The sequence below is a fragment of the Oscillibacter sp. 1-3 genome (genome assembly GCF_000403435.2).
GTDB lineage: Bacteria > Bacillota > Clostridia > Oscillospirales > Oscillospiraceae > Oscillibacter.
Map to the genome: position 1 here is coordinate 159,560 of NZ_KE159710.1, position 13,571 is coordinate 173,130.

The window sequence follows — 13,571 nt, forward strand, 5'->3', positions numbered from 1 at the left end:
GGTGTCACAATGGCAGTACCCAAGAGAAAAGTATCCAAAGCAAGACGCGACAAGCGCCGCAGCTCCACCTGGAAGCTGACGTCCCCCGCTCTCGTCGTTTGCCCGAAATGCGGTGCGCAGCACCTGCCTCACAGAATGTGCCAGGAATGCGGTACGTACAATGGCCGCGAGGTCAAGGTCGTCAAGTCCGTTGTCGCAAAATAAGGGATTTTGTACGCTTGCTTAGGAGGGAAGCTCTGTCTTCCCTCCTTGCTTTTTGTCTTGCTATCCTGTCCTTGGGCGGGTATAATACCTATATCAATCATCATTTATAGAGAGAAAGGAAGTGAGTGCCTATGAAACCCATCGTCGCCATTGTGGGGCGGCCCAACGTGGGCAAGTCCCAGCTGTTCAACAAGCTGGTGGGGCGGCGGGTCTCCATTGTGGAGGACACCCCCGGCGTCACCCGGGACCGCATCTATGGGGAGACCGACTGGAACGGGCGGCAGTTCACCCTCATCGACACCGGCGGCATCGAGCCCCGCACCGACAACCTGATCCTGGAGTTCATGCGGGACCAGGCCCAGACCGCCATTGAGACCGCCACGGTCATCATCTTCTTGACGGACATCCGCACAGGGCTCACCGCCTCCGACCACGAGGTGGCGAATATGCTGCTGCGCAGTGGAAAGCCCATTGTGCTGGCGGTGAACAAGATGGACTCTACCGGCGCACCGGACCCGGATTTCTACGAGTTCTACAATCTGGGTCTGGGGGACCCCATCGCCGTCTCCGCCGTCCACGGCCACGGCACCGGCGATCTGCTGGACGCCTGCGTGGCCCACTTTCCTCCCGAGGAGGCCGAAGAGGAGGAGGACGACGCCATCCATGTGGCGGTCATCGGCAAGCCCAACGCCGGTAAGTCCTCTCTGGTGAACAAAATCCTGGGCGAGGAGCGGGTCATCGTCTCGGATGTTGCCGGCACCACCCGGGACGCCATCGACTCCCGGTTTGAAAACGACAAGGGCAGCTTCGTCTTCATCGACACCGCCGGCATCCGGCGGCGGTCCAAGGTGTCGGAGGACATCGAAAAGTACAGCGTCCTCCGGGCCACCATGGCCATTGAGCGGGCGGACGTGTGCCTGATCCTCATCGACGCCGTGGAGGGCGTCACGGAGCAGGACACCAAGGTGGCAGGTCTTGCCCATGAGGCGGGCAAGGCCAGCATCATCGTAGTAAACAAGTGGGACCTGATCGAAAAGGACGGCAAGACCATGGACCGGATGCGGGAGGAGGTCCGGCAGGGCCTCAGCTTCATGGCCTACGCCCCCATCCTCTTCATCTCCGCCAAAACCGGACAGCGGGTGGAGCGGCTCTTCGAGCTCATCGACTACGTCTCCAACCAGGCCGCTACCCGCATCACCACAGGAATGCTGAACAACGTCCTGGCGGACGCCCAGACCCGGGTCCAGCCCCCCACCGACAAGGGCCGCCGGCTGAAAATCTACTATATGACCCAGGTGGGCGTGAAGCCGCCCCACTTCGTGGTCTTCTGCAACGACACCCGGCTCTTCCACTTCTCCTACCAGCGGTATCTGGAGAACTGTATCCGCAACACCTTCGGCCTGGAGGGAACGCCGGTCATCCTCTCCGTCCGGCAGCGGAGCGATAAGGAGGAGTGAGAGATGGAATGTTCAATCTACGCGATCCCCTCTGGAATAGAGCTGATTTTAATAGCGGTCGTCACAGCGGTGGCCTCCTATTTCCTGGGTTGTTTCAACGGTGCGGTCATCGTATCCAAGTATGTTCTGCGGGACGATGTGCGGGGCCACGGCAGCGGCAATGCCGGCCTCACCAACTTCTACCGCACCTTTGGCGGCGGGCTGACTTTTGTGGTGATCCTCTGCGACGTGCTGAAAGCGGTTATCGCCGTACTGCTGGGAAGCTGGCTCTTCGGCGGATTCTTTCTGGTCGGTAAATACTGGGCAGCTCTTTTCTGTCTCCTGGGGCATATGTTCCCCTGCATGTTCCATTTCAAGGGCGGCAAGGGCATCCTCTCCGGCGGCACCATCGCCATTATGATCGACTGGCGGGTTGCCCTAGTGGTCTGGGGCGGATTTCTGCTCCTGACCATTCTCACCCGGTACGTCTCTCTGGGGTCCCTGTGGGCCGGTGCCAGTTTCCCCTTCGCCACCTGGGTCCTCTACCCGGACCCGGTGATCGTGGTGCTGGGGTTCCTCTGCGGAGGCCTTGTGGTCTGGCAGCACCGAGCCAACATCAAGCGCCTCCTCTCCGGCACGGAGAACAAATTCAGCCTGCATCACAAAAAGGAGGACGGTTCATGAAGACGACAGTTTTAGGCAGCGGTGGCTGGGGCACGGCTCTGGCATTGGTCCTGTGCGACAACGGGCACAACGTAACCCTCTGGTCCCACTCCCCGGAGAAAGCGGATCAGATGGCTCAAACCCGGGAGAATCCTCTGCTGAAAGGCGTTCCCCTGCCGAAGACGCTCCACATCACCGGCAGTCTGGACTGTCTTGCCGGCGCGGACATGGTGGTCAGCGCTGCGCCCTCCTTCGCCGTCCGGACCACAGGGGAAAAGGCCCGGCCATATCTGCGGCCTGAGACCGTTCTGGTCACAGTCTCCAAGGGCATCGAACGGGAGACAGGGCTCCGCATGAGCCAGATCCTTCAGGAGGCAACCGGGAATATCTGCAGGGTGGCCGCCCTCTCCGGTCCCTCCCACGCGGAGGAGGTGGGACGGAAGCTGCCCACCGGCTGCGTCTCCGCCTGTCCGGACCGGGCTGCAGCCCGATTTGTCCAGGACGCCTTCATGAACGACTATTTCCGGGTCTACACCAGCTATGACATCATCGGCGTGGAGCTGGCGGCAGCCCTGAAAAATGTCGTTGCCCTCTCCTGCGGCATCTGCACGGGCCTTGGCCTCCAGGACAACACCAAGGCCCTGCTGATGACCAGGGCCATGGCGGAGATCACCCGCCTGGGGGAACAGCTGGGCGGCACCCGTCGGACCTTCGGCGGCCTTGCCGGCATGGGGGATCTGATTGTCACCTGCACCTCCCTCCACTCCCGGAACTACCGGGCCGGAATCCTCATCGGCCAGGGCAGGACTGTTCAGGAGGCCATGGAGGAGGTGGGCGCCGTGGTGGAGGGCTACTACGCCGCCGAGAGCGTCTACCAGCTGGCGGAGAAGGAGCAGGTGGAGATGCCCATCTGCCGCTGTGCCTACGAGGTCCTGTACCACGGCAAGCAGGCCCGGGATGTGGTCAGCGAGCTGATGGGCCGGGCCAAGAAAGACGAACTGCTGGAACGAACCTGGATGTAAATGAGAAAAACCGGGCGGAAATATTCCACCCCGGTTTTCTCCAAAGAAAAAATCCCGGACATCTGTCCGGGATTTCGTTTGTACATGTCAAATCGCTCTGGTGACCTTACCGGAACGCATGCACCGGGTACAAACATACACATGGCGAGGCGTACCGTTGACAATGGCCTTCACACGCTTCACATTGGGCTTCCAGGGACGATTGGAACGCCGGTGAGAGTGAGAGACCTGAATGCCGAACGTAACGCCCTTGTCGCAAAACTCGCACTTTGCCATCCTTTGCACCTCCTTGCTATTGCGCACTTTAATTATAATATCAGGAATACTTACAAAATGCAAGAAAAATTTTCAGCAATTTTCCCTGCCCTTGATCTCAAATCAGGCGACAGCCTTCTTGGCGATTTCGGTCAGCTGGGTGAAGGCGGCGGCGTCGCTGATGGCGATCTCGGAGAGCATCTTCCGATTAATCTCAATGCCGGCGGCCTTCAAGCCGTGCATGAAGGTGGAGTAGTTCATCCCGTTGAGCTTGCAGGCGGCGGAGATACGGGTGATCCACAGGGAGCGGAAGTCGCGCTTTTTCAGCCGGCGGCCGGTATAGGCGTAGGTCAGGGACTTCATGACCGCCTGGTTTGCCACGCGGAAGTGCTTGGACTTGGAGCCCCAGTAGCCCTTGGCCATCTTCATGACCTTATTTCTTCTCTTGCGCGTCATCATCGCGCCTTTGATTCTAGCCATTGTAAAAAGCCTCCTATTCTATACAGCTTACTTGTAGGGTATCATCTTGCGCACGGCATCCACATTGGTGGCGTCCGCGTAGCCGCCCGCCCGCAGACGGCGAGTGCGCTTGGTGTCCTTCTTGGTCAGGATGTGGCTCTTGAACGCCTTGGCGCGCTTCACCTTGCCGGTCTTGGTCAGGTTGAATCTCTTCTTGGCGCCGCTATGGGTTTTCAGCTTAGGCATAGTAAATTGCTCCTTCCGTTTGTTTGAAAATCCTCGGTTACTTGCCGCCCTTGGGAGAGAGGAAGATGGACATCATTCTGCCCTCCAGCTTGGGGGCCTTGTCCAGATTGGCTGTCTCGGCACACTGCTCGGCAAACCGCTCCAGCAGCTCACGGCCAATACTGGTGTGGGCCATCTCCCGGCCGCGGAAGCGGACAGAGACCTTTACGCGATTGCCGTCGGCGATGAACTTCTGTGCGTTTTTGAGTTTTGTGTTGAAATCACCAATGTCGATGCCGGGAGACATCCGGATTTCCTTGATCTCCACCACATGCTGGTTCTTTCTGGCCTCTTTTTCCCGCTTGCTCTGCTCAAACCGGAACTTTCCGTAGTTCATCAGCTTGCACACCGGCGGGGTGGCCTGGGGCGAGATCTTGACCAGGTCCAGACCCTGCTCGTCGGCGATCCGCAGCGCCTCTGCGGAGGACATGATGCCCAGCTGCTCTCCCTGAGAGCCGATCAGACGGACCTCTTTATCATTGATGGCTTCGTTCAGTTCATGCACTTGCTTACTAATGGCCGAAACACCTCCGTTCCAAAATTCACAAAACGCGGATACCAAACCGGCACCCGCGCAACAACAAACCACCTCCCGGCAGTTTGATTACAACGTTGTTGACCTCTTCACCCATCTGGCTGGAGGTGAGGCGGATGCGTCGCCTTCTTTGTTTTGCTTGATTAGTATATCAGCGCTCCGCCGGTTTGTCAACAATTTTTTTCCATTGCTGAATATTTTCCGGCCTTCTGGCAAAAATAACGCCTGTACGGGTGAAAGCGGCTCGTTCCGTTTTCATCCGCAACCGCATAGCAGAATTCCGAAAGGAGGTGTCCCCTCATGTCTCAGAACAACCAGAATCAGGAGCAGAACCGTCAGAACCAGCAGAATCAGCAGAACCAGGAGCAGAAGCGCAATCAGAAGGAAAACCGGAAGTAACACTTCTCTCTTGAGAAAATCGCGGCGGGAAACTCCCGCCGCGATTTTCTATGGTCTGCGGGGCGTCCGGCGCTTCTCCATGTGGACGGAGCCCTCCTTGTCCGGTTCTCCTCTGCCTTGCATATAGGCGTATCCCATCTTTTTGTAAAAGCCATGCGCCGTGATGGAGGAGCTGAGCTCGACCCGCTCCGCCCGCAGAAAGATCTCGTCCGCCTCCAGGGTCTCCAGGAGCTTCCTGCCCACACCTCTTCCCTGACAGCCGGGCAGGACAAATAGAGTCATGATATAGCTCTCCGTCTCGCTGCCGTCATAGCTGGAGACAGCGCCGCAGCCGACGACCGCGCCGTCCTCACACCCCACATACATATGGGACTCCCCTGCCCGCCGCAGCACGCCGGCAGGCGAGTAGAACTCCGCCAGCTCCTCGATCTCCTCCGCCGGATAGTCCGGTCCGTTGGTCTCCCGCAGGGCAGCGGCAATCATCCTGGAGGTCTCCTCAGCGTCCTCCGGACGAAATCTTCTGATTAGCATGTCCTCTCCCCCAATCTCCATTTTCCTTTTCTTTTCACGGGAATCGATTCCGCATCTTTAATTTATCAAAAACGGCTGAAAAAGTCCGAACTGAAAACAAAGTGCCAACACGGTCATCACGGCCTTTATTTTCTGCCTAAGCGCAGTTTCCGCCACTTCTCAAGCTCTCTTTGAACGTTCTCGGTATCCGAAAGCCAATCAAGCCACTCCCGATAGAATTCATTAAAACTGTGAGCCGTAAAAGCATAAGCGCCTTCATTGTCCGTATCAAACACCTGTCCCGTTCGCCCGCCTGATACGATGAGTCCGAAATCCCATTGGCATCCGCGGGTTCCAAGAAGGAAAAAACCGTCCGTTCCGCAAATGTCATCATCTTCTTTCTCATAGATAAAATATTTATCTGGCTCCTGCTCATAAGCGGCTTTGAAAAAGGAAAACTTTTCCACTTCCTCCAGCATCATCCGCCGGGGAGTAAACGGCTTTTTTAAGCTGCGTTTATATGCTTCCTGAAAACAGTTATACGCCCCGGTCATAAGCGACTCCTCAAACGGCATAATCCCATAATCAGGACCAGCTCCTCCGTTGGCGATCTTGGTGATAAAGCAGACATAGTCCTCCGGAAGTCTAAAATTATATCTTTCTTCTACCGCACGGACAACCGTCTCATCGATTGGCGGATTTAGTCTGTATTGATGTTTTGATGCGCCGAACAGTTCACATTTTTGGTCGATGCGGTGTGCCTGATCCAGTACTGCCGCTATTCTCTCATAAAACAGCTCTTCCATCTTTCACCCCGGCAATTGTAAGAAATGCCTGCCTTTATATCTCTCTTTGCGGAAAATACAGCGCAGAATTTGGACTTTTCAATAAATACAAGCGGCCTTACCGCTGCGCGCGGCCACGCAAAAGATCTGATTCTGCAACTCTGCTCTTTGGCGCCTCTGCCGGATTCAGCCATTCAAGCACGTTCGCCAAACCGTTTATTGCCATACCTCAATTCGTGCTCTTCTCCGCATTCATGTTCGCAGACAATATTGCCAACCAGGCACCACTGCCACCCCTGTCCCGCAGATGGTGCCTCATCTTTCGGTCTCACCGCATTTACCACCCTATAAATACCAATTCCATAAAAACTATATCATATCGGAACGACGTGCGCAAGTTTCTTTTACGAATCATGGATCGACTTTCCGCCAGCATCTTTCTGAAAAGGAAACGCGGTCTCATCCGCTTGCCTTTTCCCCGCCGATGTGTTATCATGAGCACCGTGTCGAATTTCCGGGGAAAGGACAAACTGCCATGAAAAACCGTGAACGGCTCACCGGTAATCTCTTCGCCATCTTCACCATTATCGTTTGGGGCTCCACCTTTATCTCCAGCAAAAAGCTTCTGGTCTCCTTCACCCCCGCCCAGATCATGCTGACCCGCTTTCTGCTGGCCTATTTCTCCCTGTGGCTCCTGCGGCCCAGGAGGCTGAGCCTCACCAGAAGACAGGAGGCCGCCTTTTTGCTGCTGGGCCTGACAGGCTGCTCCGTCTATTTTTACACAGAGAACACTGCCCTGACTTATACGCTGGCCTCCAACGTCAGCATCATTGTGGCGGCCGCTCCTATCTTTACCGCAATCGCCGCCCACTTCGCCGGAGAGGAGCGGTTTCGCCGGAGTACCCTCTGGGGCTTTCTGGTGGCCTTCACCGGCGTAGTGCTGGTGGTGTGCAACGGCACCTTTGTTCTGAAGCTGAATCCCCGAGGCGACCTGCTGGCCCTGTGCGCCGCACTCTGCTGGGCGGTATATTCCGTGCTGCTCCGGCGGGCGGGCCAGGGGCTGGACCCGGTGCTTGCAACCCGGCGGACGCTCTTCTGGGGAATCGTCACGGCCCTCCCCCTGGTAGTTCTGGAGGGCGCTCCCTTTCCCGCCGCAGCGCTGCTGACGCCGGCGGCAGCCGGAAACTTCCTCTTCCTGGGCCTGATCGGCAGCGGGCTTTGCTATGTGCTGTGGAACAACGCCTTCCGCCTGCTGGGCGTGGTGGCCACCAACAACTTCATCTATCTCAATCCCTTTATCACCATCGTCACAGCCCGAATTTTTCTGCAAGAGCCCATCTCCCCTCTGGCCCTGCTGGGCGCGGCGCTGATCACTGCCGGCGTCGTGGCGGCTCAGCGAGGACCCAAAGAGGCAAAGACAGCATCCTGACACCAAAAGAGGCGGCAGGCCGTTGGCCTGCCGCCTCTTCACATTTACCAGGGAATAAACTGGAGGTTGGCGTCCACCCGGCCCCCGATGCCGGCAATGGAACAATTGCTGGTGAACTGCCAGTAGTCCATCTGATAGCGGATGGTGGGGTACAGCTTCTCCGAGGTGTCGCTCTTATACTCCGGATACCAGCTGAGATACGGGGCAATGGCCCCCTGATCGTACTTGATGTAGCTGACATAGGTTCCCGCGTAGATCATGGGCGTATAGCCCGCCTCCGCGATGCGCTCACAAAAAGCAATCGCACAGGCCGTGGCCATCTCCGGCGGGGTGCCGTAGACACGGTAACGGGAGTCGCTCATCTCCCAGTCATAGGCCACCGGGCCGTTAATCTCGTGGTCCCGCAGCAGCTCGATGACGAAATCCGCCTCCTCGATGGCCTCCTCCACAGTGATGGCCTGGGCGAAGAAGTACACGCCGGTCTCAATGCCCGCCGCCATGGCCCCGTCGATATTTCTGGCATAGTAGGCGTCGGCGTTGATGCCGCCGCTGGAGTAGCCCCGCAGGCCGACGCGCACCATGGCGAACTCCACACCGTCGGCGGCCACGGCCTCCCAGTCGATGGTCTCGTTCTCGCTGGCCCGGTTCTGGTAGGCGGACACATCAATGCCGAAGCGGGTGCGGAAGCGGTCCCCGGTGTAGATCAGGCGGTCCCCGGTGTCGTTCCACATGAAATCGCCCTGATAGAGCTGGATGGGCTCCGCGTCGGCGTAGACGGGGATCTGCCGCTTGTCGTATTCAAAGGTCTCCCCGGTGGTGATGCCCGGAGTATAGACCTCGCTGGGCTGGATGCCGGGCCCTGCCGGCGTCACCGGGGTCACCGGCGTCTGGGTCTCCCCCGGCTGCGCGGGGTCCGTGGGCACCACCTGGAACACCGTGAGCTCCACGCTGCTGAAATTCCGGACGGCGCCCTGGACGGTCACGTTGTTCAGCGTCACCGGCCCGGAGACGCCAGGAGCCAGAATCAGGTCTCCAGCGATGGTCATATCCGCCAGGGACGCGCCGCCCTCGGCGTTAATCATCAGCGTACCGCTGACATCGCTGGAATAGTTCACAGTCTCCTGCACCAGCACCTGGATCATGTTGTTCAGGATGCTGACGATCTCCGCTCGGGTGATGGGTTCCAGAGGACGGAAGCTGCCGTCCTGGCTGTCGGTGATGTAGCCCCGGGACGTCATCTCCGCCACAGGGCCCCGGGCATACTCCGCAAACTGCTCAGCGTCCAGATAGGGCAGCGTATCGGTGGCCGCGTCAATGCCGAAGGCCCGGGCGATCATGGTCACCGCCTGCTGGCGGGTGATGGTATCCGAGGCCAGGGCTTTCCCGTTGTTTCCAAGGTAAATCCCGGCGGCATTGAGCTTGAGGATCGCCGACTCCCAGTAAGTCCCCGCCGTGTCAGAGAACGTCTCCGCCGGGGCCTGGGCCTGGAACTTCAAAAACCGATCCAGAATGCCGGCGAAGGCCCCCCGGGTGATAGAGTTGTCGGGGCGGAAGGTTCCGTCCTCGTATCCTTGAATGATCTGGTATTCCTCGCTCCACTTGGCGATGGCGTCCGCGGCCCAGTGGGCCTCAGTGTCAACGAAGGCGGCGGAAACCGGGGTCATGGCCAGCGCCCCCGCCAGCGCTGCGGCCAGGAGGCGTTTTGGCAGTCGAATATGCATGGCGGCAGTTCCTCCCTGTCGAAAATTGTCGGCACAAAATGAAAAAAATGCCGCGGCTCCGGAAAGAGCCGCGGTGTTATGTCACCTTTAGGCGCCGTTTCCCTATTATACCGAAAAAAACACACAGGGTCAATATCTCTTTTCCGGCTTATTCTTTCCAAACATTACGTTTTGAGGAAATCAATGCCGTCTTTTCGGCTGCCGCCGCAAAACGGCTTCAATTAAATGGCATGATTCCTGTGTTAAATCACAGAAATCATGCCGTAAAATGCTGTCAAAAGCTGGTAAACAGCGCATCCAGATAGGCGAACCGCCGGGGACCGTCGGCGCCGGCCACGGGGTCGTGGATCACGTCGAAGACGATCACCGGCTCCGCGTCCTTCATAAGCGATTCCGCCCAGGCCAGAAAGGCGGTAATCTCCCCCTCGTCCGCGTCTCCCTCCCGGGTCTCGCTGTCCCCCGCCGGGAAGAAAATCCGCTCACGGACATGGTCCAAAACCGCGCCGTCCTCCCCCAGGAAGAACTGGGCCGCCTGAAAATCCCCCCGGCCCGAGGCGGTATAGGGCGCGTACCACACAAGATAGTCCGCTCCCTCCTCTTTTTTCAGGTACAGCTCCCCCCACTGGCTGTGCTCCGCGCCGCAGGCAAACTCGTAAATGGGCAGGACCTCTCCGCCCTCCCTCGCCCGCAGTACCGTCACCTGGGCACGGGTAAAGCTGTCGGCGTCCAGGGTGCCGCCGTGGAGCGGCATGGACTCCCCGGTCCGGCTGTTCTCCACTGTCAGGACCAGAAGCTCCTCCACGCCGTCGTGGGTCAGGTCCGTGTAGACGGCGGAGCAGCTGGCTTCGCTGTAATGATCCATGAAGTATGTACGCAGAATCTGCCGGGCCTCGTCGGCGTCCAGCGCCGGCTCCGCCACGGGCTTTGGCAGGCGGTCCTCCGCGGTGCCCCAAAGCCGGCCCTCTTCCCACCGGGCCAAGCCGAAAGCCAACGCCGCGGCAAAAAACAATCCCATCACGCTCAGAGCGCGCCGTCTGTCCATTCCATCATCCTCTGTCTATAATCTCTCTGATTATTAAGACGTTTCAGGAGGCCGGTTTGTTTCACCATTTTTCCAAATTTGGAGAAATGCACAAAATTTTATTTTTCTTTTGTGGAAACAATCAATATTTTTATCCGCCACGGAAAGAAAGAACGGCCATTATCCGCCGACGGCTCATCCCGGAGGATACTGCCGCCCCGGAACACGGACAGGACCAGACCAATGAGCGCCAGATCCAGCACCGTGTGAAGATTTCCGACAATCAGAGGCAGATGGGATGAAAACATCACAAAACCCAGATTCAGCGCGGCGCTGAACAGAGTCTCCAGTCCCAGACTCATTACCACCGCCAGCGCCGTCAGGCGGCCCAGCTGCTGTTTCTGCCGCAGGCACCGGATCAGAAGCCAGACCAGCAGGGCGGCAATCGCTGCCATCAGCAGAAGATAAGCCAGCCAGCCCCATCCCGCCAGCAGCTTCAATGGCACAAAATCCTGATCCATACTAAATTCCACATAGCCCTTCTCACCGAACCAACTGCCGTATGCCCTGCCGCGGCTTGCAATGCCAAAAGAGGCGTGTTCATCCCGCCGGATGAACGGGACATCCCGCAGCGTCATTCTTGTCATCCAGCCCCAATATCCGCTTCCATAGGGGTCCAGCTCCGGATGGAACGCAAAACGCAGTCTCATGATGAAGGACGCTCCGTAACCCATTCCGAAAAAGAGGACGGGCACCCCCACAGCCAGAGCCAGCGCGGTTCCGGCAAATTTCCACCGGCCGGGACCGAACCACCCCATCCGGACAGCGCACAGCAGAAGAATCAGGCCGCACACCAGCAGAATAAACAGGCCGAAGCTGAAAGGGGCCAGCATGCAGATCAGCGCCAGTGGAATCCCTCCGGCAAGTGCCAGAACAAAATGTCTCCAGCTGCTTCCCCGGCAGCTGTACAGCCACAGTGCATATACAACCGGATAGAGCAGGATGATGTAGCGAGTGTAATAAGCGGCGTTGTTGACATGGGGCAGCAGCCAGGACAGCACACCCGCCGCCAGCGCCCCCGCATAGACGGCTCTGGGATGGCGGACCAGAGCCGTAAAATCCCAAAAATACGCCCCCAGCAGGGCCGCCGTCCCCAGCGTCAGCGCCAGAGCCGCCATGACCGGGCTGACGGCGTCCGCTCCATCCCCCCGGGTAAGCCAGACCCGCAAAAACGCCCCCACGCAGGCCAGGGCGATGGCCAGCCCCAGCAGCCCCCATTGGGGCCGGGGCCGGTGGAGCCGGTCCAGCTCCGTGCCCACGGACACCGGGTCCCCCATCTCCTCTACCGCCAGCCGCTCGGCGTCCTCCAGGCCCTCCGCCGCAAAATCGTCCCGCTGGTCTTCCATGTGGCGGCGCAGCTCCAGAGAAACCACGGATCGGGCCCGCCTCCAGCGGATCTGCTCCTCCACCGCCTCAATATACCCTTGAATGGTCTCAGGCAAAGCAGGCGCCCCCCTTCAAAACCCTTCCCACAGCCTGGGCGTAGGCGTTCCACGCCGTTTCCTTCTCCCGCAGGGCCCCATGGCCCCGCTTCGTCAGGCGGTAGTACCGCCGGGGCTTCCCGGCGGCGGCCTCTCCCTCGTAGGCGGTCACCAGCCCCTTCTCCTCCAGGCCGTGGAGCAGGGGGTACAGCGTCCCGGCCTTCAAGTGAAAGGTGTCGTCAGAGCGGCGGCACAGCTCCTCGATCATCTGGTAGCCGTACTTATCCCCGTCCTCCAGCAGTTTCAGCACCAGCATGGCCATACTGCCGCTGACCAGGCTCTTGTCCAATTCCATGGCGGTCTCCTCCTTTATATCGGTTATCTATATAATATATTGGCAGTCGATATATGTCAAGAAAAAACTGAGCGGCGTTTCCAAAAAACGCCGCTCAGCTCTGTCAGGTGTTTCGGACCGGATACCGGGTCAGGGGTTTCCTTCGGCCTCACTTCCGCCGCACAGGATAGCAGACCTCCGTCAAAAACTCGTCGGGGTTCCGGGTCTCATGGGGGCTGATGTGATAGATGTTGAAAAACAGCCCGTCAAACTCCCAGCCGTTCTCCCGCACCCAGGCGGCTACCGCCTCATTCACTTCGCCAATCTGGTCATAACTCCCCCGGAAAGTGGCGGAGGCCACCTGCACCGCCGGCACGGTCTTGAATTTCACGTGCTCCGTGTCGGGATAGGTCCCCACCACGTTTTTCTGGATTTCTACATCCACGTCCTGGTCCTTGAATTCGCCGTCATGATACATGGCGGTGCAAAGAACCGGGCTCCCGTCCTGGATGTTCATCCGGGCGGTCTCCTGGCAGTAGATGTGCCACAGGTCTCCCTCCCGGTCATAGTTGGGGATAATCTGCCGGACGCTGGCCACAGTCCGCTCCGGCACCGTTTTGATCGTCACATCGTATTTCATCTTTGCTTCGTCCTTTCTCAGCCGTTCCAGGGCTGTGTCCAGGAGCCGCAGACGCCGCTCCGCCTCCTCCAGCGCCGCAGAGGCCTCCGCCCGTTTCAGCCGCAGGCACCGCTCCAGCAGCGCTGGATCGTCATAGCAGTCCAGCACTTCAGAGACGGCACTTGCTGTAAAGCCCATATCCTTTAATGCTCTGATCCGATTTGCCGTAAGGAGCTGGTACTCGCTGTAATAGCGATAGCCGGTGAAGGGGTCGGTAGACTCCGGGGTAAGCAGGCCGCTCTCGTCGTACTGGCGCAGCAGGCGGATGCTGATCCTGGACAGCTTTGAAAATTCGCCGATTTTCAGCATGGTGTGTTCCTCCACATCGATGTGAATCTTGAGCTCAAAAACAG

16 protein-coding genes are annotated in these 13,571 nt (G+C 58.6%); 5 read left to right on the forward strand and 11 right to left on the reverse strand.

What is annotated here, in order from left to right; genetic code table 11:
• Positions 1–9 precede the first annotated feature (9 nt).
• The 4 genes from rpmF to C816_RS16645 all read left to right on the forward strand — a co-directional run bounded on the left by rpmF (position 10) and on the right by C816_RS16645 (position 3,325).
• On the forward strand, positions 10–204 hold the full coding sequence (gene rpmF / locus C816_RS16630) for a 50S ribosomal protein L32 (RefSeq protein WP_016323570.1): 195 nt from the start codon (positions 10–12) through the stop codon (positions 202–204).
• A 131-nt stretch (positions 205–335) separates the two neighbouring features.
• Positions 336–1,661: a ribosome biogenesis GTPase Der gene (gene der / locus C816_RS16635; RefSeq protein ID WP_016323571.1), complete on the forward strand. Its 1,326-nt coding sequence runs from the start codon at positions 336–338 to the stop codon at positions 1,659–1,661.
• Between the two features lie 3 nt (positions 1,662–1,664).
• Entirely contained in the window at positions 1,665–2,324 is a 660-nt protein-coding gene (gene plsY / locus C816_RS16640; RefSeq protein WP_016323572.1) for a glycerol-3-phosphate 1-O-acyltransferase PlsY, read from the forward strand.
• The gene (locus C816_RS16645; RefSeq protein ID WP_016323573.1) at positions 2,321–3,325 is read left to right on the forward strand and encodes an NAD(P)H-dependent glycerol-3-phosphate dehydrogenase; all 1,005 of its coding nucleotides are present in this window, start codon (positions 2,321–2,323) and stop codon (positions 3,323–3,325) included. The genes plsY and C816_RS16645 overlap by 4 nt, the downstream gene beginning before the upstream one ends.
• 87 nt (positions 3,326–3,412) lie before the next feature.
• Here C816_RS16645 and rpmB read toward each other — a convergent pair whose 3' ends face one another.
• From rpmB to C816_RS16670, 6 genes are all read right to left on the reverse strand, one after another.
• Positions 3,413–3,601 carry a 50S ribosomal protein L28 gene (rpmB, locus tag C816_RS22985; protein WP_016323574.1) on the reverse strand — a complete coding sequence of 63 codons (189 nt, stop codon included), beginning with the start codon at positions 3,599–3,601 and terminating at the stop codon, positions 3,413–3,415.
• A 102-nt stretch (positions 3,602–3,703) separates the two neighbouring features.
• Positions 3,704–4,060, reverse strand: a complete 357-nt coding sequence (gene rplT / locus C816_RS16650) for a 50S ribosomal protein L20 (RefSeq protein WP_016323575.1) — start codon at positions 4,058–4,060, stop codon at positions 3,704–3,706.
• Positions 4,061–4,087: 27 nt separating this feature from the next.
• On the reverse strand, positions 4,088–4,285 hold the full coding sequence (rpmI, locus tag C816_RS16655; RefSeq protein ID WP_016323576.1) for a 50S ribosomal protein L35: 198 nt from the start codon (positions 4,283–4,285) through the stop codon (positions 4,088–4,090).
• A gap of 37 nt (positions 4,286–4,322) precedes the next feature.
• Positions 4,323–4,829, reverse strand: a complete 507-nt coding sequence (infC, locus tag C816_RS16660) for a translation initiation factor IF-3 (protein WP_016323577.1) — start codon at positions 4,827–4,829, stop codon at positions 4,323–4,325.
• Positions 4,830–5,306: 477 nt separating this feature from the next.
• Positions 5,307–5,789: a GNAT family N-acetyltransferase gene (locus tag C816_RS16665; protein WP_016323579.1), complete on the reverse strand. Its 483-nt coding sequence runs from the start codon at positions 5,787–5,789 to the stop codon at positions 5,307–5,309.
• A 125-nt stretch (positions 5,790–5,914) separates the two neighbouring features.
• Positions 5,915–6,574, reverse strand: coding sequence for an SMI1/KNR4 family protein (locus C816_RS16670; RefSeq protein WP_040655972.1), 660 nt, complete (start codon positions 6,572–6,574; stop codon positions 5,915–5,917).
• 514 nt (positions 6,575–7,088) lie between these two features.
• On the opposite strand from C816_RS16670, the gene C816_RS16675 reads away from it, so the two are divergent.
• Complete coding sequence (locus C816_RS16675) at positions 7,089–7,982, forward strand: DMT family transporter (protein WP_016323581.1); 894 nt, start codon at positions 7,089–7,091, stop codon at positions 7,980–7,982.
• A gap of 44 nt (positions 7,983–8,026) precedes the next feature.
• On the opposite strand, the gene C816_RS16680 is transcribed toward C816_RS16675, so the two are convergent.
• The 5 genes from C816_RS16680 to C816_RS16700 all read right to left on the reverse strand — a co-directional run bounded on the left by C816_RS16680 (position 8,027) and on the right by C816_RS16700 (position 13,527).
• Positions 8,027–9,703 carry an S-layer homology domain-containing protein gene (locus C816_RS16680; RefSeq protein ID WP_016323582.1) on the reverse strand — a complete coding sequence of 559 codons (1,677 nt, stop codon included), beginning with the start codon at positions 9,701–9,703 and terminating at the stop codon, positions 8,027–8,029.
• Positions 9,704–9,977: 274 nt separating this feature from the next.
• Entirely contained in the window at positions 9,978–10,745 is a 768-nt protein-coding gene (locus C816_RS25380) for a hypothetical protein (protein ID WP_016323583.1), read from the reverse strand.
• Between the two features lie 98 nt (positions 10,746–10,843).
• Positions 10,844–12,226, reverse strand: a complete 1,383-nt coding sequence (locus C816_RS16690) for a permease prefix domain 1-containing protein (protein ID WP_016323584.1) — start codon at positions 12,224–12,226, stop codon at positions 10,844–10,846.
• Positions 12,219–12,560 (reverse strand): PadR family transcriptional regulator, encoded by a 342-nt coding sequence (locus tag C816_RS16695; protein WP_016323585.1) that lies wholly within the window; start codon positions 12,558–12,560, stop codon positions 12,219–12,221. Before C816_RS16695 ends, C816_RS16690 begins: the two co-directional genes overlap by 8 nt.
• 148 nt (positions 12,561–12,708) lie before the next feature.
• On the reverse strand, positions 12,709–13,527 hold the full coding sequence (locus C816_RS16700; RefSeq protein ID WP_016323586.1) for a MerR family transcriptional regulator: 819 nt from the start codon (positions 13,525–13,527) through the stop codon (positions 12,709–12,711).
• Between the last annotated feature and the right edge of the window lie 44 nt (positions 13,528–13,571).